General features: G+C 72.0%; 15 protein-coding genes and 1 tRNA gene. 8 read left to right on the forward strand and 8 right to left on the reverse strand.

The annotated features are described in order from the left end of the window. Positions 1-9 precede the first annotated feature (9 nt). Together DEJ29_RS13905 and DEJ29_RS13910 are read left to right on the forward strand one after the other, a co-directional pair. Positions 10-639, forward strand: coding sequence for a TetR/AcrR family transcriptional regulator (locus DEJ29_RS13905; RefSeq protein ID WP_111095752.1), 630 nt, complete (start codon positions 10-12; stop codon positions 637-639). A gap of 47 nt (positions 640-686) precedes the next feature. Next, on the forward strand, positions 687-1,853 hold the full coding sequence (locus DEJ29_RS13910) for a N(5)-(carboxyethyl)ornithine synthase (protein WP_111095753.1): 1,167 nt from the start codon (positions 687-689) through the stop codon (positions 1,851-1,853). Between the two features lie 87 nt (positions 1,854-1,940). Here the strand turns inward: DEJ29_RS13910 and DEJ29_RS13915 are convergent. The 3 genes from DEJ29_RS13915 to DEJ29_RS13925 all read right to left on the reverse strand — a co-directional run bounded on the left by DEJ29_RS13915 (position 1,941) and on the right by DEJ29_RS13925 (position 4,360). Further along, positions 1,941-2,013 (reverse strand) — tRNA-Arg (locus DEJ29_RS13915). Positions 2,014-2,123: 110 nt separating this feature from the next. Then, a complete protein-coding gene (locus tag DEJ29_RS13920) occupies positions 2,124-2,909 on the reverse strand; it encodes a dienelactone hydrolase family protein (protein ID WP_111095754.1) in 786 nt (261 codons plus the stop codon). Between the two features lie 29 nt (positions 2,910-2,938). Next, positions 2,939-4,360, reverse strand: coding sequence for a glucose-6-phosphate dehydrogenase (locus DEJ29_RS13925; protein ID WP_111095755.1), 1,422 nt, complete (start codon positions 4,358-4,360; stop codon positions 2,939-2,941). A gap of 76 nt (positions 4,361-4,436) precedes the next feature. Between DEJ29_RS13925 and DEJ29_RS13930 the strand changes: the two genes are divergently transcribed. From DEJ29_RS13930 to DEJ29_RS13945, 4 genes are all read left to right on the forward strand, one after another. Next, positions 4,437-5,594 (forward strand): Gfo/Idh/MocA family protein, encoded by a 1,158-nt coding sequence (locus DEJ29_RS13930; protein ID WP_071406476.1) that lies wholly within the window; start codon positions 4,437-4,439, stop codon positions 5,592-5,594. Next, complete coding sequence (locus tag DEJ29_RS13935) at positions 5,591-6,517, forward strand: sugar phosphate isomerase/epimerase family protein (RefSeq protein WP_071406477.1); 927 nt, start codon at positions 5,591-5,593, stop codon at positions 6,515-6,517. Before DEJ29_RS13930 ends, DEJ29_RS13935 begins: the two co-directional genes overlap by 4 nt. A 121-nt stretch (positions 6,518-6,638) precedes the next feature. After that, entirely contained in the window at positions 6,639-8,453 is a 1,815-nt protein-coding gene (locus tag DEJ29_RS13940) for a thiamine pyrophosphate-requiring protein (RefSeq protein ID WP_111095756.1), read from the forward strand. Between the two features lie 100 nt (positions 8,454-8,553). Further along, positions 8,554-10,938 (forward strand): bifunctional metallophosphatase/5'-nucleotidase, encoded by a 2,385-nt coding sequence (locus DEJ29_RS13945; protein WP_111095757.1) that lies wholly within the window; start codon positions 8,554-8,556, stop codon positions 10,936-10,938. A 320-nt stretch (positions 10,939-11,258) separates the two neighbouring features. Here DEJ29_RS13945 and efeB read toward each other — a convergent pair whose 3' ends face one another. The 3 genes from efeB to efeU are packed head-to-tail and all read right to left on the reverse strand — an operon-like array spanning position 11,259 to position 15,395. Continuing rightward, the gene (efeB, locus tag DEJ29_RS13950; RefSeq protein WP_111095758.1) at positions 11,259-12,563 is read right to left on the reverse strand and encodes an iron uptake transporter deferrochelatase/peroxidase subunit; all 1,305 of its coding nucleotides are present in this window, start codon (positions 12,561-12,563) and stop codon (positions 11,259-11,261) included. Beyond that, entirely contained in the window at positions 12,560-13,780 is a 1,221-nt protein-coding gene (gene efeO / locus DEJ29_RS13955; protein WP_111095759.1) for an iron uptake system protein EfeO, read from the reverse strand. The genes efeB and efeO overlap by 4 nt, the downstream gene beginning before the upstream one ends. Continuing rightward, positions 13,767-15,395 (reverse strand): iron uptake transporter permease EfeU, encoded by a 1,629-nt coding sequence (gene efeU, locus DEJ29_RS13960; protein WP_111095760.1) that lies wholly within the window; start codon positions 15,393-15,395, stop codon positions 13,767-13,769. Before efeU ends, efeO begins: the two co-directional genes overlap by 14 nt. A gap of 69 nt (positions 15,396-15,464) precedes the next feature. Between efeU and DEJ29_RS13965 the strand changes: the two genes are divergently transcribed. Then, on the forward strand, positions 15,465-16,226 hold the full coding sequence (locus DEJ29_RS13965; protein WP_071406483.1) for a trimeric intracellular cation channel family protein: 762 nt from the start codon (positions 15,465-15,467) through the stop codon (positions 16,224-16,226). A gap of 247 nt (positions 16,227-16,473) precedes the next feature. Further along, positions 16,474-17,076, forward strand: a complete 603-nt coding sequence (locus DEJ29_RS13970; RefSeq protein WP_111095761.1) for a TetR/AcrR family transcriptional regulator — start codon at positions 16,474-16,476, stop codon at positions 17,074-17,076. 506 nt (positions 17,077-17,582) lie between these two features. On the opposite strand, the gene DEJ29_RS13975 is transcribed toward DEJ29_RS13970, so the two are convergent. Next, positions 17,583-19,904, reverse strand: coding sequence for a transglutaminase TgpA family protein (locus DEJ29_RS13975; protein ID WP_146248397.1), 2,322 nt, complete (start codon positions 19,902-19,904; stop codon positions 17,583-17,585). A gap of 35 nt (positions 19,905-19,939) precedes the next feature. After that, on the reverse strand, positions 19,940-21,181 hold the full coding sequence (locus tag DEJ29_RS13980; RefSeq protein ID WP_181438270.1) for a DUF58 domain-containing protein: 1,242 nt from the start codon (positions 21,179-21,181) through the stop codon (positions 19,940-19,942). Positions 21,182-21,189: the final 8 nt, after the last annotated feature.

Here is a 21,189-nt window from a genome sequence, read left to right on the forward strand (position 1 = left end):
CCGCGCCAGATGAACCAGCGGCAGCTCGCCATGGAGGCCTCTCGACGAGCCATCATCGATGCCGCGGGGCAGCAGTTCGCCGCCTTCGGCTACGAGGCGACAACGTTCTCCCGCGTCGCTGAGGCGATGGGGAAGCCGAAGTCGGCGATCGGGTACCACCTGTTCCCGTCGAAGAAGGACCTGGCGACGGCGGTCATCGAGCTGCAGCAGCAGCGCTGGCGTGCACTCTTCGACGCACTCCCCGCGCAGCCGGGCATCGAGCGGCTGACGGTGTTCCTCCTGACCACCGGGATGGACGTCCGCCGGGGCTCGGTCGCGGGCGGCGCGGTCCGGCTCCTGCACGAACTCGGCAAGGCCGGCGTGCCGGTGCCGCGCGGTTTCGACTGGTTCGAGATGACGCGGGGCGAGCTCGTCAGCGCCGGGGTCGCGGCGGCGGACGTGGACGCGGCCGCGGTCCAGCCGTCCGTCCTGCTGCTCCTCAACACGACGCTGGGCATGGTGGACGGTTCGACGCAGCTGACCGACGACGAGCTCGTGGCGCAGCTCAAGGCGCTGTGGGCACCGCTCTTCACGTCGTTCGGCATCGCCGGTGCATCCGAGGTCATCGAGGCGGCCCAGCCGTACACGCCGGCTCCCTGACCGGTCGCCGCGCGTCGTCGTGGTCGCGCCGCACCGTACAGTGCACCATGACCGAAACAGCGCCAGCGCACCAGTTGCTCCACCTCGGGGTGCTCGCCGACTCCCGGAAGGCCGACGAGCGTCGCCTGCCGATCCACCCCGCGCACCTCGAGCGCATCGATCCCGACCTGCGAGCAGCGATGACGCTGGAGCGCGGGTACGGCCGACGCTTCGGTGTCCCCGACGAGCAGCTCGAACCCCTCGTCGGGGCGATGGCCGATCGCGAAGAGGTGATCGCGACGGCCGATGTCGTCCTGTTGCCCAAGCCCCTGGCGGCCGACCTCGCGGACCTGCGGGACGGTCAGACCCTGTGGGGGTGGCCGCACTGCGTGCAGGACCGTGAGCTCACGCAGCTCGCGGTGGACAAGCACCTGACACTGATCGCGTGGGAGGTGATGAACCACTGGCGTGACGACGGTGGCTTCGGCCTGCACGTGTTCCACAAGAACAACGAGCTCGCCGGCTACTGCTCGGTGATCCACGCGCTCCAGCTCTGCGGGTCGACGGGCGACTACGGGCGTCGGCTCACCGCGGTCGTCCTCGGGTTCGGTGCCACCGCCCGCGGGGCGGTGACCGCACTGAACGCCCACGGCGTCCACGACGTCCGTGTCCTGACGAACCGGGACGTCGCCGCGGTCGGGTCGCCCATCCCGTCCGTCGACATCCTGCGCTTCGGGCCCGACGACGCGGCACCGTCCGAGCTGGTGGTCACGACCCCCGACGGGCCGGTCCCCCTGGCGCCGTACCTGGCCGAGAACGACATCGTCGTGAACTGCACGCTCCAGGACCCGAACGCACCCCTCGTGTTCCTGGACACCGAGGACCTGGCGGCGTTCCGTCCGGGGAGCCTGATCGTCGACGTCTCCATCGACGAGGGGATGGGCTTCAGCTGGGCACGTCCGACGTCCTTCGCAGAACCGTTGACCACCGTCGGCGACACGACCAACTACTACGCCGTCGACCACAGCCCCTCACTGCTCTGGAACTCGTCGACCTGGGAGATCAGCGAAGCGCTGCTGCCGTTCCTGCGGACCGTGATGTCGGGTACCGGTGCCTGGGCCGGTTCGGAGACGATCCGTCGGGCGATCGAGATCGAGGACGGACACATCCGCAACCCGGCGATCCTCGCGTTCCAGGGCCGCTCCGCCGAGTACCCGCACGAGGCCACGGACTGACGCTCCCCGGGATCTGACCCTCGCCGGCCGGAACGACGAAGGGCCCCGGTGGAATCCACCGGGGCCCTTCGTCGTTCTGCTTGCCTGTGCGCTCGAAGGGACTCGAACCCCCAACCTTCTGATCCGTAGTCAGATGCTCTATCCATTGAGCTACGAGCGCGTGGCCTTGCGGCCGTGGAAGACTCTACAACAGGTGCGGCCCGGGCGCCAATCGAGCCGGTCCGGCCCCCGTGCTCGGCGTGTCGCGAACGGTCTCCGACGGCCGCTCCGTCACAGCGCCGCGGGCTCCTCGTCGAACACCTCGGCCAGGAACACCCGGAGCGCCTGCCACGATCGGCGGTCGGCGCGCTCCTGGTACTGCGCGCCGTGGTCCGGGGCGTCGGTGCCCGGCACCGCGAACGCGTGCATCGCACCGGAGTACGTCACGACCTGCCAGTCGACGTCCGGCGCCGCCCGCATCTCGTCCTGCCACGCGTGCACGGCCTCGTCCGGCACGACGGGGTCGACACCCCCGGTGAGGACGAGCAGCTTCGCCCGGATGTCCGCGGCGTCCGAGGGGTCGTGCGCGATGAGGCCACCGTGGAACGCCACGGCGCCGACCAGGTCAGCCCCGGTCCGTGCGAGTTCGAGTGCGGTCGAGCCACCGAAGCAGTAGCCCATCACCACGACACGGGCGGGGTCGACGTCCGGGTCCGCGAGCAGTCGCTCGAGCCCGGCGGTGGCGCGGGCGCGCAGCAGGGGCAGGTCCTGGTAGAAACCGCCGGCGACCTGGGCCGCCGTGTCGTCACCGGGGCGGACACCGGCGCCGTAGATGTCCGCGCCGAACGCGACGTAGCCGAGCCGGGCGAGCATCGTCACCCGGGCCTCGACGTGGTCGTTCACACCGTGCCAGTCGTGCACGACGAGGACGGCCGGACGACGGCCCGCGATCGCGCCGTCCTTCGCGAGGACGCCGAGCAGTTCGGTGCCCTCGTGGTCGTAGGGGACGTCGTCGACACGGATGTCGGCGCCGGCGGGTTCGGGAACGGTCTGCAGGACGTCGTCGGTGGTGTTCACGTCGCCCGACGCTACGCCGCCACTCGGGCTCAGGCCTCGATGTTGTCCCAGCCGTCGGGGCCGACGGACCCGGCGGCGTACTCGTCGAGGGGGGCCTTGCCGGCCTTCCACGCGTCGAGGAACGGCCCGACGACCTTCCAGCCCTGCACGGCGCTGTCACCGCGGACCGACAGCGTGGCGTCGCCCTCGAGCACGCCGGCCAGCACCTCGCCGTAGGCACTCAGGCGCCCGGGGTTGAACGTCACCTCGAGGCTGGTGTGGTCGATCGTGTACGGGTCGCCGGCGCCGTTGACGTTGAGCTCGAGCTGCATCTCGTCCGGGGCGATCCAGATGCGCAGCCGGTCGGGCAGCTCGGTGCCGGTGAGTCCCTCGGGCACGTGCGGGGAGTCCTTGAACGTGATGACGATCTCGCGGCGCTGCGCGGCGAGCGCCTTGCCGGACCGCAGGGTGAAGGGGACGCCCGCCCAGCGCCAGTTCGCGATCTCCAGGGTGAGCTGGGCGAGGGTCTCGGTGCCGAGCGCCGGGTCCACGCCGTCCTCGTCGACGTACGACGGCAGCTGGCGGTCCCCGACGGTGCCGGCGGTGTAGCGGGCGCGCTTGCCCGCGGTGACGACGTCGCCGCCCCACGGCCGGACGGCCCGCAGCACGAGCTCCTTCTGGGTGCGCAGGTCGTCGGCCTTGATCGAGGCGGGGGCCTCCATCGCGACGACGGCCATCACCTGCAGCAGGTGGCTCTGGATCATGTCGGTGAGCGCCCCGGCCTTGTCGTAGTAGCGCGCCCGGCCCTCGAGCCCGAGGGTCTCGTCGTAGACGATGTCGACGCGCTCGACGTGCTGCGACGACAGCAGCGGCTCGATGATGCGGTTGGCGAAGCGCAGCCCGAGCAGGTTGAGGACGGTGGAGCGGCCGAGGAAGTGGTCGACGCGGTGGATGCGTTCCTCGGGGATGAACGAGTGCAGCAGGTCGTTCAGGTGCGAGGCACTGTCGGCGTCGGTGCCGAACGGCTTCTCGAGCGCCAGGCGGGTGCCGGCGGGCAGGTCGATGCGGGCGAGCTGCTCGCAGCTCTTCTCGGTGACCGCCGGCGGCAGCGCGAAGTAGATCGCCGGGTCGTGGGTGCACACGGCGAGCAGTGCCCGCAGGTCGTCCGGGTCGGTGACGTCGGCCTTCCGGTAGGTCGAGGCGTCGACCACGGCCTGCAGTCGGTCCGGCAGCGAGGTCTCGCCCGAGGCGCCCTCGTCCTCCTCGTTCTTGGACGCCTGCGCGTTCTCGAAGGACTCGCGCACCTGCGCCTTCCAGTCGGCGTCGGACAGGTCCTCGACCCCGGCGCCGACGAGCTGGATGTCCCAGTCGTCCTTCACCTGGAGCAGGGTGGCGAGGCCGGGCAGGAGCAGGCGCTTGGACAGGTCGCCGCTGGCTCCGAGGATGAGCAGGCTGGTCTGGAGGCTCGACATGCTGCAGACGGTACTCATCGGCCCCGGTGGATGACCGGGCCGCTACGGTGGTGTCAGTCCGGCGCGAGGGAGCACCATGAGCAGTGGGTACGAAGGGCGACGCCTCCGTGTCGCCGTGGTCGGGACGGGCATGATCGCCGGCGTCCACGCCCGGGCGGCCCGGGCCTCCGGTGCCGAGGTCCTCGGTGTGCTCGGCCGGAACGCCGCCCGGTCCGAGCAGGTGGCGGCGCAGCTCGACCTGCCCCGTGGCTACGCCTCCCTCGAGGAGGTCATCGCCGACGCCCCCGACGTCGTGCACATCTGCACCCCGAACGACCAGCACCACCCGCAGGCGCTCGCGGTGATCGCGGCCGGCATCAACGTGGTGTGCGAGAAGCCCCTGGCGATCGACCCCGCGCAGGCCGCAGAGCTCGTCGCCGCCGCTGCAGAGGCCGGCGTCGTGGCCACCGTGCCGTTCGTGTACCGCTACCACCCGATGGTCCGCGAGATCCGGGCGCGCATCGCCGACGGGGAGCTCGGCCGGCTGCTCGCGGTGCACGGTCACTACCTGCAGGACTGGATGCTCGACGAGGACGCCTCGAGCTGGCGGGTCGACCCGACCTCGAGCGGCCTGTCCCGCGCGTTCGCCGACATCGGCTCGCACTGGTGCGACCTGGTCGAGTTCGTCACGGGTGAGCGCTTCGCCTCGGTGTCCGCCGCGACCGACATCGTCTACCCGACGCGGCCGGCGGCCTCCGGCCCGTCGTTCTCCGGCTCCCCCGACCCGGACCCGGTGGCCGACGCGGCCGAACGCGCCGAGGTCACCACCGAGGACACCGCCGTCGCCACCTTTCGCACCGCCACGGGCCGCATCGGGAACGTCGTGATCTCGCAGGTCGCGTCGGGCCGGAAGAACCGCCTGTGGTTCGAGGTCGACGGCACCCGCGGCAGCGCGGCGTTCGACCAGGAGCAGCCCGAGTCGGCCTGGTTCGGCAACGAGCGCGGCGCCCAGATCGTGGTCCGCGACCCGTCGCAGGGGTACCCGGACCAGCGCCGGCTGGCGATCGTGCCGGCCGGGCACCCGCAGGGGTACCTCGACGCCTTCGCGGCCTTCGTCGCCGACACCTACACCGCGGTCCGCACCGGAGTGGCCCCCGACGGACTGCCGACGTTCGCGGACGGCGCCCGCTCCGCCGACATCATCGAGGCCGTGATTGGCAGCGCGGCCGAGACGACCTGGCGGGAGATCCGGTGAAGCTCGGCATGCTGACCGCCTGCCTGCCCGGCTGGTCGCTCGACCGGATCGCCGGGTTCGCCCAGCAGCAGGGCTACGAGCGGCTCGAGGTCGCCGTCTGGCCGGGCACCGGCGGTCGCGACTTCGAGGCGGCGCACCTGCCGGTCGCCACGTTCACCGACGAGGACGCCCTGGCCACCCGCGCCCTGCTCGACCGGACGGGCCTCGAGATCTCGGCGCTCGCGTACTACGAGAACAACCTGCACCGGGACCCGGAGCACCGTGCCGCGGTGCGGACCCACCTCAAGCACGCCATCGACACCGCGCAGACGCTCGGCATCCCGTACGTCGGCACCTTCATCGGCCGCGACACCACGAAGTCCGTCCGCGAGAACATGGCCGAGGGGAACCGGGTCCTGCCCGAGCTCGTCGACTACGCCGGCGAGCGGGGCGTTCGGCTCATCATCGAGAACTGCGTGATGGAGGGCTGGCACCCCGACGGGTACCCCGGCAACATCGCGTACTCCCCCGAGCTCTGGGGCTGGGTCACCGGCCTGGGCTTCGGCCTGAACTGGGACCCGTCGCACCTGACGTGGATCGGCATCGACCCGGTCGAGACGATCCTGCCCTTCGCCGAGCACATCGTGCACGCCCAGGCGAAGGACCTGGAGCTGTTCCCCGAGCGGCGCAACGAGTACGGGTTCTTCGGCAAGGTCGACAAGGGCGACGACCCGTGGGACATGGGCTGGTGGCGGTTCCGGGTGCCGGGCCGCGGCGTCGTGGACTGGCCGCGCGTCGTCGACCGCCTCTACGAGGCGGGCTTCGACGGCACGCTGAGCGTCGAGCACGAGGACCCGCTCTGGGGCGGCACCGACGACAGGGTGCTCGAGGGGCTGCGCATCGCGCACCGCACGCTGCGTCCGCTGATCGCGCAGGAGCACTAGCCGACCCACACCGGGCACTGGACTGGAGGCACGCATCACGTGACCGACGTCGGTCACGTGATCCGCGCCTCCCGTCCACTGACTGTGAACGGACCCGTGCGCGCCCGCGCACGCTGGTGCCATGAGCACGACCGTGAGCGACTTCGTCATCGACCGCATCAAGGCGTGGGGGGTCTCCCGCGTGTTCGGGTACCCCGGCGACGGGATCGGCGCCTTCGACGGCGCGCTCGGCAAGGCGGCGTCGAAGGGCGACGGCCTGGAGTACGTCCGCCCGACGCACGAGGAGATCGCGGCGCTGATGGCGACCGCGCACGCGAAGTTCACCGGCGAGGTCGGGGTCTGCGTCGCGACGTCGAGTCCCGGCGCCTTCCACCTGCTGAACGGTCTGTACGACGCGCAGATGGACAACCAGCCGGTGGTGGCGATCGTCGGCCAGCAGGGGCTCGCGGCGATGGGGTCGTTCACGCAGCAGGAGTCGAACCTGGAGCGCGTGTTCGCCGACGTCGCCTGCTACGTGCAGACGGTGGCCACGCCCGAAGCCGTCGGTGTGGTGCTCGACACCGCGTTCCGCACGGCGTCGCTCCGCAAGCAGCCGGCCGTCGTCGTGCTGCCCCACGACGTGCAGGCGATGGCGTACGACGCGCCGCCGCTCGAGCACTGGGCCTCGCGGTCGAGCGACGTCCCCGCGTCCACCCGGATCACGCCGCCCGCCGACGAGGTGCGGAAGATGGCGGAGATCATCAACGCCGGGTCGAAGGTGACGTTCCTGGTCGGTGCGGGCGCGCGCGGTGCGACGGCCCAGGTGCTCGCCGCCGCCGAGAAGTCGGGTGCGGGGATCATCACGGCACTCCGCGGCAAGGACGTGATCCCGTCCGACGTGCCGTACCACTCGCAGCAGCTCGGGCTGCTCGGGTCGCTGCCGTCGCTGCACCAGATCCGCGACTGCGACACCCTCGTGCTGCTCGGCACGAACTACCCGTACGGCGAGTACATGCCGAAGTCGGGGCAGGCCCGGGGCATCCAGGTCGACATCAAGCCGGAGCAGCTCGGCCTGCGGTACCCGACCGAGCTGAACCTGTGGGGCGACGTCGGTTCGACGCTCGACGCGGTGCTCCCGCTGCTCGAGCAGAAGACCGACAGGTCCTTCCAACAGACCGTGGCCGACGAGATGCGCGAGTGGGAGTCGGAGATGCGTGCGCAGTCCGAGGTCGCCTACGACGACGGGGTGAACCCGCGCCGGGTGATCCAGGCCGTGAACGACCGGCTGCCCGACGGCGTCACGGTCACCGCGGACGCCGGCACGACCGCCGACTGGTACGGCCACCACATCCGGCTGCGCGAGGGCATGCGCGGCGACATGTCCGGCCGCCTCGCGACGATGCTCGCGGCGATGCCGTACGCGGTGACGGCGAAGTTCGCGTTCCCGGACCGTCCGGCGGTGTGCACGATCGGCGACGGTGCCTTCCAGATGCTCGGCATGAACGAGCTGATCACCGTGAAGAAGTACCTGGCGGCCTGGCCGAACCAGCAGCTCGTCATCGTGGTCATGCACAACGACGACCTCGGTCAGGTGTCGTGGGAGATGCGCACCGAGGACGGCAACCCGATGTGGCGCGGCTCGCAGGACGTCGAGTCGATCGACTACGCCGGGTACGCGACGCTGCTCGGGTTCCAGGGCATCGCGGTGCACGAGGACTCCGAGGTCGAGGCGGCGGTGGAGCGGGCGTTCGCGCACCAGGGGGTGACCCTGATAGACGCGTACGTCAGCCGGAGCGTCCCGCCGCTGCCCCCGCACATCACGAAGGAGTACGCGATCAACACGGCGAAGAGCCTGCTGAAGGGCGACCCGGTCGAGTTCGACGTCGTGAAGGACTCCGCCAAGGCGATGGCGACCGAGGTCACCGAGCGGGTGAAGGGCGTGCTGGGCCGCGACTGAATCGGGTCGGCGGTGCGAGGGGACGGCCGTGTGAACGTCGTGTGACGAGTTGCGCGGGGGTCTGGCGAGTCGCCTGTGCGTCTTCGTAGGTTCGACGACGATGAACACTTCCCACACCACCGGAACCGCTGGTGCGACGACCCGACGGCGCCTCGGCGCCGGCGCGGCCCTCGCCACCGCCGGGGTCCTGGTCGCACTGTCCGTCCCGTCCGCAGCCGTCGCCGCCGACGGCGACACGACGATCGACATCGTCGACGTCAACGACTTCCACGGTCGCATCGAGTCCGAGGGCACCGCCGCCGACAAGGCCGCCGGCGCCGCGAAGCTCGCCGGCGTCGTGCAGTCGTACCGCGAGGCCAACCCGAACACGATCTTCGCCAGCGTCGGCGACAACGTGGGCGCCTCGACCTTCACCTCGCTCATCCAGCAGGACTCCCCCACGATCGACGCCCTGAACGCCATGGACCTCGACGTCAGCGCGATCGGCAACCACGAGCTCGACAAGGGCCAGGACGACCTGACCGGCCGCATCGAGGACCGCGCCGACTGGCCGTACGTCTCGGCGAACATCGTCAAGGCCGGCACCACCGACCCCGCGTTCACGCCGTACTCCATCGTGGAGAAGGGCGGCGTCAAGGTCGGCTTCATCGGTGCCACCACCGAGGACCTCATCCCCGGGCTCGTCAGCCCCGGCGGGGTCGAGGGCCTCGCGATGGCCCCGATCGTCAGCCAGGTCAACCGGTACGCCGAGCAGCTCACCGACGGCAAGGACGACAACGGCGAGGCCGACGTGCTGGTCCTGCTCGTGCACGAGGGCGCCACCACGAGCGCGCTCACCGACGCCACGGGCACCGGTGCCTTCGGCAAGATCACCTCCGGCGTCTCGTCGAAGGTCTCGGCCATCGTGTCGGCGCACACCCACGCGACGTACAACCACTCCATCGCCGGCCCCGACGGCACGAAGCGTCCGGTGATCCAGGCCGGGTCCTACGGGGTGAACCTCGGACACCTGCAGCTCACCGTGGACGCCGACAAGCAGCTCACCGGCATCACGTCCTCGGTCACCTCCGTCAACGAGGACAAGCGTGTCCCCGCCGACACCACCTCGGTCAACGCCGTGAGCGACATCGTGACCGCCGCGAAGGCCGTCGCCGACGTCAAGGGCGGCGAGAAGCTCGGCGAGATCACGGGTGACCTGCGTCGCGCCGTGCAGTCCGACCGCAAGGCCGAGAACCGCGGCGGCGAGTCCGTCCTGGGCAACTCCATCGCCGAGGTCCAGCGCAGCGCCACCGAGCGGAACGGCTCGCAGGTCGCCTTCATGAACCCGGGCGGGCTCCGCACGGACATGGTCTACGCGTCCAGCGGCGCCGGCGACCCGGACGGCACCGTCACCTACAAGGAGGCCGCGCTCGTCCAGCCGTTCGCCAACACCCTGGTGACGAAGGACATGACCGGCCAGCAGATCAAGAACGCCCTCGAGCAGCAGTGGCAGCCGGACGGCCTCGAGCGTCCGTTCCTGAAGCTCGGCGTCTCGGACGGCTTCGCGTACACCTACGACCCGTCGAAGGGTCGCGGCGAGCGCATCACCGGCATGACCCTCGACGGCAAGGCGATCGCGCTGGCCGACACCCTCAAGGTGACCGTCAACTCGTTCCTGTCGACCGGTGGCGACAACTTCGCCGCCTTCGCGACCGGCACGAACGTCGCCGACTCCGGCCAGGTCGACCTGCAGGCCCAGGTGGACTACTTCCTCGCCAACCCGAAGGTCACGCCCCCGGTCGACCAGCGCGCCGTCGGCGTCACGGTCACGCCGACCCCGGCCGGTGGCTTCCAGCCCGGTGACGAGATCGAGCTCGACCTGTCGTCGCTCGTGTTCAGCAGCGAGGACCCGGCGAAGGCCGGCTCCGTCTCGGTCACCGCGGACGGCAAGGAGCTCGCATCGTCGGCGATCGACCCGACGATCACCGACAAGAACGACGAGCAGGGTCGCGCGACCCTGACCGTCACGGTCCCCGAGATCGAGGCGCCGGCCGCACGCGCTTCCGCCCGCACCGCAGGTTCCGTCTCGCTCGCCGCGGTGGCCGAGCCGGTCGCCACGACGGACGCGCCGCTCGTCGTCACCCTGCCGGGTGGCCAGACCGTCACCCTCGCCGTGACGATCCCGGTCGCCGCAGCGGTCGACCCGACCGACCCGACGGACCCGACCGACCCCACGGACCCGGTCGACCCGACCCCGGCTCCGACCCCGAACCCGGGTGGCGGGGTCATCCCCGGCCCCGGCGCGGGTGACGGTGACGACGCGGGCATCGGTGGCGTCGGCGGGACCGACGACGACCCGCGCGCTGGTGGCGACCTCGCCTACACGGGTGCGGACCTGACCGCTCCGGCGATCGCGGCGGGCCTGCTCCTGCTCGCCGGGATCACGGCACTCGTGGTCCTCCGCCGCAACCGCGCACGACGTGCCGCGACGGTCCTGACGGACTGACCCACAGCCTGCGGGCACACACGCGAACGGGCCGTCTCACCCTGGTGAGGCGGCCCCTTCGCGTCGGTCAGGAGGCCCGGAGCACGTCCGGCGCACACCTCGCGCGACCCGGCGGTCACGGTTGCTGTCCCATCCCGGTCGATCACTGCGGATCCGCGGATCCGCGGGGTACTCTCGGGGTTGTCGCACCGCGACGCGTCGTGCCGGGTCGCTTTCAGCAAGTCGACGGTGGTTCCGTTCGGCGAGACTCCGCGACGCGGGCGTCCTCCGCCTCCAGGGAAACGGCGGAGGGCGCCCACCCTTCGGGTCAGCGACGCAGCTCATCGGAAGAGCTGCTCGCCGATGTACGACCCCTTGCGCGGTGCCGGCGGCACGGCGAACACCGCGGAGCCGATGTGCGAGACGTACTCGTTCAGCCGGTCCGAGGCGCCGAGCTTCCGCTGCAGCCGCGTGAAGTGGTCCGGGTCGTTCACGTAGGCGATGAACAGCAGCCCGGCGTCGAGCTGGCCGTACTCGTTGAGCCCGTCGGTGTAGTTGTACGGCCGGCGCAGGATCTTCACGCCGCCGTTCGCCTCGTGCGCGGCGAGGGCGATGTGCGACGTCGCGTCGATCTTCGTCACACCGTCGTCGTCCTTGGCGTGGAAGTCCGGGGTGGTGTGCTCCTGCCCGCCGGAGAGCGGTGCGCCCTGGATCTTCGTCCGCCCGAACACCCGCTGCTGGTCGCTGACGACGTCGGCGTCCCAGGTCTCGATGTTCATCCGGATCTTCCGCACCACCTGGTAGCTGCCGCCGGCCATCCACCCGGCGTCGTGGTCGAGCCAGACGAACCGGTCGTGGTCGGCGTCGGTCGTGATGTTGCGGGTGCCGTCCTTGAACCCCATCAGGTTGCGGGGCGTGCTCTGGTGCGGCCCGGCCGATGCCCGGCCGAAGCCGAGCACGGTCCAGCGGACGGTCGCGGTGCCGCGGGCCATCCGTGCCAGGTCGCGCACCGCGTGGTACGCCACCTGGGGGTCGTCGGCGCAGGCCTGCAGGGACAGGTCCCCGCCGGTCAGTCCCTGCTGCAGGTTGTCACTCGGCAGCGTCGGGATGTCGGCGAGCGAGGCCGGACGGCGGTCGGCGAGCCCGAAGCGCTCGTCGAAGACGCCGGGTCCCAGGCCCACCGTGACGGTCAGGGACGCCGGCCCGAGGTCGAGCGCCTCGCCGGTGTCGGCACCGACCCCGTTGCCGTGCGCGGGTTCGACGCTGCCGACGGTCTTGCCGGCCTGCAGCTGGGCGATCGCGGCCGACCAGCGGGCGAGGAGCACCTGCAGCTCGGTCGTGACGGTCGTCGACAGGTCGAACGTCATGTAGACGCAGTACCGCTGCGGGGTGGTGCGGATCCCGCCCTGCGGCTGCCGTGCCGCGGTGGCGTAGAACGGCTGGCTCTGCGACAGGTCGATCGACTCGTCGCCGTTCGTCGCCGCCGTGAACGGGTTCACGCCGGTCGCCGCGGTGGCGCCGCCGATGCCCGCTGCCGCGCCGACCCCGGCACCGGCCACGGCCAGGCCGGCGCCGAACAGACCACGGCGGGAGACGTTCGCCCGGGGTGCGTCGTCCGCCCGCGGTGCCTCGTCCGGCTCGGTCACGCGGTCGCGACCTTCTCGGCCAGACGGGACAGCGGGTCCTGCAGCGCCTGGATCTGCTGCGAGATCGTGTTCGCGTCGGACTTCTTGGTGGCGGCGTCCCACGTGGCGAAACCGCCCAGGTCGTCGGCGTCGCGGTAGCCGTCCATCATCGTGTTCGTGGCGTCGAACTGCTTGGCGATCTGCTTCGTCAGGGTCGGGTCGAGCTTGGTCAGCCCCGGCTTGAGGTACGCGAAGGCCTGACGGGCACCCTCGACGTTGGCAGCGAGGTCGACGAGGTCGATGTGGCTGTACGCCTCTTCCTCGCCGGTGATCTTGTTCGACTGCACCTCTTCAAGCAGACCCGCGGCACCGTTCGCCAGGTCCTCCGGCTTGTAGTCGAGCGTCGGCACGAGCTTCGCGAGCAGCTGCACGTCCTCGGTCAGGTCCGCGGCGGTCCGCTTGGTCGACGCGGTGATCTTCCCGGCCTGGAACAGGTCCTTCTCGACGGCGTGGAACCCGCTCCAGCCGACGGCCGGGTCGAGGTTCGAGGCGCGCATGTCGATCAGGTAGTCGAGGTTGCCCGCGTTGTCGGTGGCCTTGAAGCCCTTCTTGACGAAGCCGTCGACGTCGCTCTCGACGTGCTCGTAGAACGGACGGGCGTTCGCGTAGTCGGTCTTCGCCGCGTCGAGGTCGCCGGCGTCGATGTGCTTCTGCATCTGCTCGACCGCGGCGACCATGTCGGTGACCTGGCCGTCGACGTAGGTCGCGTACCCCTTCGTCCCGTCGCGGAGCAGGGTCGAGGCGCTGCTGTTCGCGGTCGACGCGGCCTTGCCGGTGACGGTGAAGTCCGTCAGCTCGGTCTCGGCGCCGGGGCAGTACACCTGGTACTTCCCGCCGGTCAGCGTGGCGGTGAAGCGGACGGCGTCGAGGCCGGGCGCCAGGTTCTCCTTCTCGCCGAGGATCCGCTGGTCCTGCAGCAGCTCGACCTCGGTGATCGCGGTCGACGACTCGTTCTTGACCGTGAAGGTGACGGGGCCCGCGGGGACCTTCGTCGAGGACACCGCGCAGGCGTCCTGCCCGTCGTTGGTGAGCGTGATGGTGACGCGGGAGACCTTCGCGTCGGCGCCGGAGCCGCCGACCTCGGCGGATCCACCGGCGCAACCGGTGAGTGCGAGGGCGGTGACGGCGCCGAGGGCGCCCAGGGTGATCAGGGGTCGGACGGGCTTACCGAAGGACATGGTCGGTGCTCCTTGCAGGGTCCACGGCCGGAGGGCCGCGAGCGGGGACGGGTTCGGAGGTGGGGATGGTGTGGAGTCGTCGGCGACGGCGGTCACGGAGGGCCAGCAGCGCCTGGGCGGCAGCCGCGATGCCGAGGGCGATCGGCAGCCAGGCCTTCCAGAGCAGCAGGTCGGCGGACCGCGAGTCGGCGGCGGCCACCGAGGCGGCCGACCGCTCGACGCGGGCGTCGGGCACGGACCAGACGGTGCGGTCCAGGGTCGTGGTGCGCGCGGACGGGAGGCCCCCACCGCTCAGCGTCAGCACCTCGCGTTCGTCGCGGGTCGCGTCCAGGACCCCACCACGGACGGTCCACAGGGTCACCGTGTCGCGCACGGCCCAGCGCGCCGCGAACGGGCCGGGGTTCGTCGACGGGGAGACCCCGACGGGCAGGCGGCCGAACAGGCCGACGAGGTCGTCGAGCGTCAGCGTCGCCGGGCGGTCGGCACCGCTCCCCTGCTCACTGTCCCCGTCCTGCTCACCGGCCTCGTCCTGCACGACACGCCATCGGTCGGCGGCCACGCCCGCGCGGGTGACGCGGCGGTGGGCCGACGTCGGCAGGGTGAGTCGGGCCTCCTGGCCGGTTCCGGTGCCGGCCACGCGGAGGACGCCGGACGCACCGTCGACGCTGGCGGAGACGGAGCTGGCGTCGCCGCTGACCGCGGTGGTGCGGGGCAGGTCGACCCCGCCCGTCGGCACGGCGATCGCGAGTGCCGCTGCCGCCACGGCGAGTGCACCGGCGACGACGGCGCGCACCCGGGGCACGCGGTCCGGCGACGGACGCCAGGCGCGCGGCCAGAGCGTCAGGGCCAGCACCGGGACGACGTAGAGGAACCAGCCGAGCACCTCGATGACCCGCGGGTCCGGCGGGATGCCGAGCACGCCGGTGACCAGCGCGCCCTGCACCGAACCGTTCGGCGCGAGCCACGACAGGTCGACGGTGCGCTGCTGGCCGATGACGATCCAGCCGGCCTCGTGCGCGCGGCGGAGGACGGTCAGCACCAGGCCACCCGCGACGAACACCAGGAAGACCCCGGTGCCGGTGAAGAACCGCGACAGGTTGAGGCGGACGCCACCGGTGTAGATGCCGAAACCGACGACGACCGCGGCCGCGATGCCGATCACGGCACCGAGCGCGGCGAGGCCGGTGTCCGACGACGCCTGGAACGTGGCGAGGAGGAACACCGAGGTCTCGAAGCCCTCCTTCAGGACGGCGAGGAACGCCATGCCGGCGAGGGCCCAGGCGGTGCCACGGCCGAGGGCAGCGGTCGCACTGGCCTCGAGGTCGGCGGTCAGGGTGCGCGCGTGCGTGCGCATCCAGACGATCATGCCCGTGACGAAGACGACGGCGACGATGCCGATGACCGCCTCCATGCCCTCCTGCTGGGCCTGCGGCAGCGCCTGCTCGACCGCCTGCAGCCCGAAGCCGACGGCGATGCTGAGCAGCACCGCGAGCCCGACGCCCGACCACATCGGGGTGAGCGGAACGCGGTTGCGACGCAGGAACGCGGCGATGATGCCGACGATGAGCGTGGCTTCGAGGCCTTCACGGAGACCGATGACGAGAGTGGCGAGCATGACGAAGGTGAGGCTAACCTAACCGCCGAACGGCCCGCCAGTCGTGCGACGTGATGTTTGATGGTTCTCATGAACCTGCTGTCCGTCGACGGCCTGGCGTCGGTCACGAACGTGCTCGACCTCGCCGGGGTCTTCGCGTCCGCCCTGCTCGGCGGCTCCATCGCCCGCGCGATGGACTTCGACCTGTTCGGGTTCCTGGTCGTCGGGTTCGTCTCCGGACTCGGCGGCGGGATGCTCCGCGACACCCTGCTGCAGAACGGACCACCCGTCGCGCTCGTCGACCCGCTGTACGTGCCGGTCGCCGTCGCCGGGGCACTCATCGCGTTCCTCGTGTCGTTCTCCGAGCTCACCTGGGACCGGCTGTTCACCGTGCTCGACGCCGCCGTCATCGGGTTCTGGGCCGTGGTCGGCGTGCAGCGGACCTACGACGCCGGGCTCGACTGGCCCGCCGCGATCATCATGGGGACCATCACCGCGGTCGGCGGCGGGGCCATGCGCGACCTGCTGCTGCGGCGGGTGCCGGCGGTGTTCGGCGGGAACGCGCTGTACGCCACCGTGGCCGTCGCCGCGTCGGCCGTGATGGTGATCGCCTCGGCGCTCGGGTCGCCGTCGCTCGGCATCCTGCTCGCGATCACCCTGTCGCTCGGGCTCCGCTGGGGAGCGGTCCGGCGGGGCTGGGGGCTGCCGAACGGCCGTGACTGGCAGCCGAAGTCGACCCTCGGTTCGCTGCTCCGGCGGGGTCGGAGCCTGCGGCCGGACGCGCTCCGGTTGCTCCGCCGCCCGGGCCGTCGGACCGGTGCCGGCAGTGTCCGAGAAGAGCACGAGGACTGAGAGGCTGTCCTCCGCGGCCCCGCGACGCTACGATCAGTACCGCCGGGTATCGTCCTGGCAGTTCTGCCGGGGATGATCCCGGTGAACGCTGTCCGCACAGCACCGACGCGACCCGAACGCGCCGGTTCCGAGCAGACGTGGGGATGGGGGCTTCGCTGATGCCGCGCGGGATCAGACGCGCGGCGCGGCAGGTCTCCACCACGATGCTCTCCCCGACGACCACCAGCACAGGTCGGAGCAGCAACCGATGAGCGACGACGCTTCCCCCACCCAGCGCATCCCGCGCGCCGAGGTCCGGGAACGCCTGCTCGCCGCCGGAGCCGCGGTCTTCGCCGAACAGGGTGTGTACGGCGCGCGGCTCGACGACGTCGCAGCGCGCGCGGGGTTCAGCAAGGGTGCGGTCTACTCGAACTTCTCGTCCAAGGAAGACCTGCTCGCCCAGGTCATGCAGCGTTCCACGAACGTCGTGCTCGGTTCACTGCAGGAACTCGTGCACGCGGACATCGCCGCCGTCGACGTCGGGGACGTCCTGCGCGCCGCGTTCGGGCAGAACGACCAGAGCGAGCAGTTCGCGCTGCTCTCGGCGTTCCGCGGGTACGCGGTGCGGCACCCGGAGCTGCTGCCCGAGTTCATCCGGCAGCGCCGGATCCTGCAGGACGGAGTACTGGAGCTGGTGCGACTCTGGCTCGGGGCGCACCCCGAGGTCGAGGTCGGCATGACCCCGGAGGAGTTCGCGACCGTGCTCATCGGGGCGAACGTCGGCCTGGTGTTCGACGCGCCGGCGCTGCCCGGGGTCGATCCGGGCGAGCTCATCGCGACGCTGGTCGAGGCGGTCATCCGCCGGCGCTGACGCGCGGCGCCCCGCTCGGCGGCGAAGCGCTCGCGATGGCGGCGGCTGGCGGGCGGGGCGGCGGCGGGCGCGGCGCGGCGGTCGGGGCTTCGCACCGTGCGAGGTTCGCGACCCCGTGCCCACTCGACCGCCCCGTGCCCGCCTACAGCCCCGCACCGAACCACCAACCACGCACCACCCGACGAACCCTGCACCGTGCAACACCCGCCGAGCCATCGCCCAACAGAGCCAGCACCGTGCGAGGTTCGCCACCCCGTGTCCGCTCGACCGCCCCGTGCCCGCCTACAGCCCCGCACCGAACCACCAACCACGCACCACCCGACGAACCCTGCACCGTGCAACACCCGCCGAGCCATCGCCCAACAGAGCCAGCACCGTGCGAGGTTCGCCACCCCGTGTCCGCTCAACCGCCCCGTGCACGCCTACAGCCCCGCACCGAGCCACCAACCACGCACACCCGACGAACCCCGCACCGTGCAACACCCGCCAGCCGGCACGCGCCCGCGTCAGGCCGTGCGACGATCCCGACGGCGGGGCTTCGGCCCGTCGTGGGACCAGGCGGACGACGGCAGCAGGCTCGGCGGCAACAGGCGCGACCGCACGACGCGCACCGTGGGGACCGAGGCGTCGAGCGCCTCCCGAGCGTCGCGGACGTGACGTTCCAACGACGGAGTGTCCACCGATGCAGCCCCGCCGGCGGCGAAGCGCTCGCGATCGACCGCGTCGACCGCGGCCTCCAGGTGCGGCACGACCGACTCCGGCAACCCGGGACGCAGGCGTCCGAGCACGGCACGGGCGGTCCGGGCCACGGCGGCGGCATCACCCGGCGGCGCGATGCCCGGGGCGTACCCGTGGTCGGCGACGTCGTCGAGCAACTCCCGCCAGGCCTGCACGGCGGGCGCCCGGCCCGCGGCGATCGCCGACAGCCTCGACCGGCGGCGGACAGCGCGCACGAGGCCCGGGGCGACGAGGACCGCGAGCACGAGCAGCAGCCCCACGAACAGCCCGACGGGGCCACCTGTGTCGCCGGAGCCGGACCCTCCCGCGGCACCCGGAACCGGGGACGCCGACGGGGTCGGTGACGCTGATTCGTCCGCCGGGGTGGTCTGCTCGGGTGCCGGCAGCGGGGTCTCCGGTGCCGCCGCGGTCGGCGACGCCGAGGGCTCCTCGGACGGCGCGGCCTCGTCGGAGTCGGGCGTCGGCTCGAAGGCGACCCACCCGGCGCCCTGGATGTACAGCTCGGGCCAGGAGTGCAGCTGCCGGTTCGACACCGCGTACTCGCCGTCGGGCTGCGGCGACCCGGCCCGGTACCCGACCGCGATGCGCGAGGGGATGCCGAGCGTGCGGGCCATCACGGCCATCGCGGACGAGAAGTGCACGCAGTACCCGTCGCGGACCTTCAGGAACGTCGAGACGACGTCCATGCTGTCGCCGTCGTAGCCCTGCTCGACGGGAGCGGTCTCGGAGTACGTGAACAGGTCGCTGCGGAACCACTGCTCGAGTGCCCGCGCCCGCCCGTAGTCGTCGGTCGCGGCTGCGGCGACGCGGGTCGCGGTGGTCGAGATGTTGGCGGGCAGGTCGTCGGGCAGGGCGAGGTCGGTGCGCAGCTGCTGGCGGCTGGGCTCCCGGAAGCCACGGCCGTCAGAGCGGGCGAGCACCCCCGAGGCGGCGACCGCGTCGAGGTAGTCGTTGGCGAACGTCGAAGCCCCGTAGACCTCGTACATCGCGCCGCGGGCGGTCGCGGCTCCGGTCGACCGGACGGTGCTCGAGTTCCCCATCCACCGCCACTGCGACAGGTCGAGGTTGGTGGACTGCGACTCGATCGACACCGCACCCGACGGGACCGGCAGGTAGGTGCTGGACAGCCCGGTGATCCGGACGGTCACGTCGCCACGGCTCGCCAGGCGCGGGTTGACGCCCTCGGCCCACTGCTGCTCGTCGGCGGTGTCGGCCTCGGCCGCGTTCGTCACGGTCGGCACCCAGTCCCCCGTGCCGAACTCGTCGAGGTCGGCGAGCTTGAGGTACTCGGGCTGCCCGTCGGACGAGCGGTACCGGAACACCTCGAGCTCGCTCGGACGGCGCAGGTCGTTGCCGAGTTCGAGCAGGGTGCCGGGCCGTCCGGGCTGGATCGGCGACTGGATCGCACCGGTCACGCCGGACAACCAGCTGGCATTCAGCGGCACGATCGTCGGCAGCCCGATGGCCACGACGAGCCCGATCGCCCCGACGACCGCGGCCGGCAGTGCGCGCTGCACCGGGCGCACGGACAGCCAGAGCAGGGCGAGGAACGCCACCGCCGTGGTGATGACGAGCGGGGTGCCGGCGGGCTGCCCGGTGATGACGCCCGGCACGATCAGGATGACGAGGGCCGGGGCCGCGGCGAGCGACGGGATCCGCGCGATGGCGGCGAGGAACAGCGAGACCGCAGCGACCCAGCCGATCGACGCGGTGACGACGAGCCGGATCGCGTCGGTCTGCGGCAGTGGTGCGGGGTTCAGGCGGATCGCGGCGAGCGTCTCCCCGAGGGCCCCGTCGGCGTCGAGCCACCCGAGCGGTTGGATGTCGTTGACCAGTGCGGCGGCGCACGAGCAGGCGATGACCGTGCCGACCAGGACGACGAAGCGGATGCCGGGCGTCTGGCGGCGTACGGCGAGCATCACGGCGACGAGCACGGCGACGACGACGACACCCGATGCCCACCAGGCGATGCCCTGCACGAGCGGCCGGATGGCGAGGGCAGCGAGGAGCACGGGCACCGGCGCGAGAGCCACGACCCAGGCGCTCGGGACGTCACGCAGGTCGTCGTCGCGGTCGAGGATCTCGCGCACGTCGGCACGGCTACGCGCCGGCGCGCTCAGCCCGGTCACCGGGCGGCCCCGGACGGCGTCGCGCCGACGACCGGCACCACGAGGGTCCGCCAGCCGCCGCGGTCGAGGATGCCCCGCACGGCCGGGTCCGGCGGCACGATCGTCGCCAGGATGCCGCGGCTCGAACCGCTGGTCGCGCTGACGAGCGCGGCGGCTTCCTCCGCGGTGCAGGTGCCCGTCACAACGGCGGTCATGCCGTGCACGTCGCGGCCACGGACCTCGGGCAGGACGTCAGTGACTTCGCGGGCGTCGGAGCGGAGCCGGACGTCGGCGAGCCCGACGAGCACGTCGGTCAGCCCGCCGACGTCGCCCGCGTGCCGGGTCGCGCCTTCGGGACCGTCGAACACGAGCACGACACGGGAGGTCCGGGCGGCGAGCGCCCGGGCGACACTGGCGGCCACCACGACGGCGTGTTCGAAGGCCTGGTCGCCGCCCAGGTCGGACAGCTCGGCGAGGTCCTCTCGACCGAGCCGCTGGTAGGACTCGCGCCGGACGTCGAGGGCGATCACGGCCTCGGGCGGCTGGGCCTGGGTGGTCTGGCGGACGTGCAGTTCACCGCGCCGTGCGCTCTGGGCCCAGTGCACGCGGCGGATCGGGTCACCCGGTCGGTACGGGCGGAGTTCGCTGTCGTCGGCGGAACCACCCTGTCCGACCCGGCCCTCGTCGGCCGAGACCGCACCGGCGAGTGCCCCGGCGTCGATCGCCCCGAGGGGTGCCGAGGCCGGGACGACGACGACCTCTTCCGCCGGGACGACGGGACGGTCGATGCGGAGCAGGCCGAACGGGTCCTCGACCCGGATCGTCACGGGGCCGACCAGCGAGCGGCCACGGTGCATCGCGAGTGCCTCGACGTCGAGCACGGCCGGCGGCAGGTTCGGCCCGACCTCGGCGTAGGTCTCCGCCTCGGCCAGGCTGGCGAAGGCGTCCTCGAGCTGTTCGCGCACGAGCAGCGTCGCCCGCGGGCCGATCGGCAGGCTGGTGCTGCCGAGGGTGATGCGTTCCCGGTAGACCTCGCCCACCTGCACGATCGCCCGTGCGGTGCTGCGGCTGCCGCGGAGCGGGGTGGCGACGACGAACGCCATCACGATGCCGAGCACGACCAGCACGAGCAGCAGCAGGCCTGCCGTGACGGCCACGCTCGTGGTGCCGACCAGACCGCCGCCGACCAGGCCGATGCCGACGGCGATGACCGTCCAGCCCCGGATCGTCGGGCGCGGGAACGGGGTGCGTCGGGCCAACGACAGCC

The sequence above is a fragment of the Curtobacterium sp. MCPF17_021 genome, assembly GCF_003234605.2.
GTDB lineage: Bacteria > Actinomycetota > Actinomycetes > Actinomycetales > Microbacteriaceae > Curtobacterium > Curtobacterium flaccumfaciens.

Bases quoted from the DNA above. Each gene is read 5' to 3' on its own strand.
- DEJ29_RS13905 (WP_111095752.1), top strand. From the start codon at position 10: ATGAACCAGCGGCAGCTCGCCATGGAGGCCTCTCGACGAGCCATCATC.
- DEJ29_RS13910 (WP_111095753.1), top strand. From the start codon at position 687: ATGACCGAAACAGCGCCAGCGCACCAGTTGCTCCACCTCGGGGTGCTC.
- DEJ29_RS13925 (WP_111095755.1), bottom strand. From the start codon at position 4,360: ATGTCGAGCCTCCAGACCAGCCTGCTCATCCTCGGAGCCAGCGGCGAC.
- DEJ29_RS13930 (WP_071406476.1), top strand. From the start codon at position 4,437: ATGAGCAGTGGGTACGAAGGGCGACGCCTCCGTGTCGCCGTGGTCGGG.
- DEJ29_RS13940 (WP_111095756.1), top strand. From the start codon at position 6,639: ATGAGCACGACCGTGAGCGACTTCGTCATCGACCGCATCAAGGCGTGG.
- DEJ29_RS13945 (WP_111095757.1), top strand. From the start codon at position 8,554: ATGAACACTTCCCACACCACCGGAACCGCTGGTGCGACGACCCGACGG.
- efeO (WP_111095759.1), bottom strand. From the start codon at position 13,780: ATGTCCTTCGGTAAGCCCGTCCGACCCCTGATCACCCTGGGCGCCCTC.
- efeU (WP_111095760.1), bottom strand. From the start codon at position 15,395: ATGCTCGCCACTCTCGTCATCGGTCTCCGTGAAGGCCTCGAAGCCACG.
- DEJ29_RS13965 (WP_071406483.1), top strand. From the start codon at position 15,465: ATGAACCTGCTGTCCGTCGACGGCCTGGCGTCGGTCACGAACGTGCTC.
- DEJ29_RS13970 (WP_111095761.1), top strand. From the start codon at position 16,474: ATGAGCGACGACGCTTCCCCCACCCAGCGCATCCCGCGCGCCGAGGTC.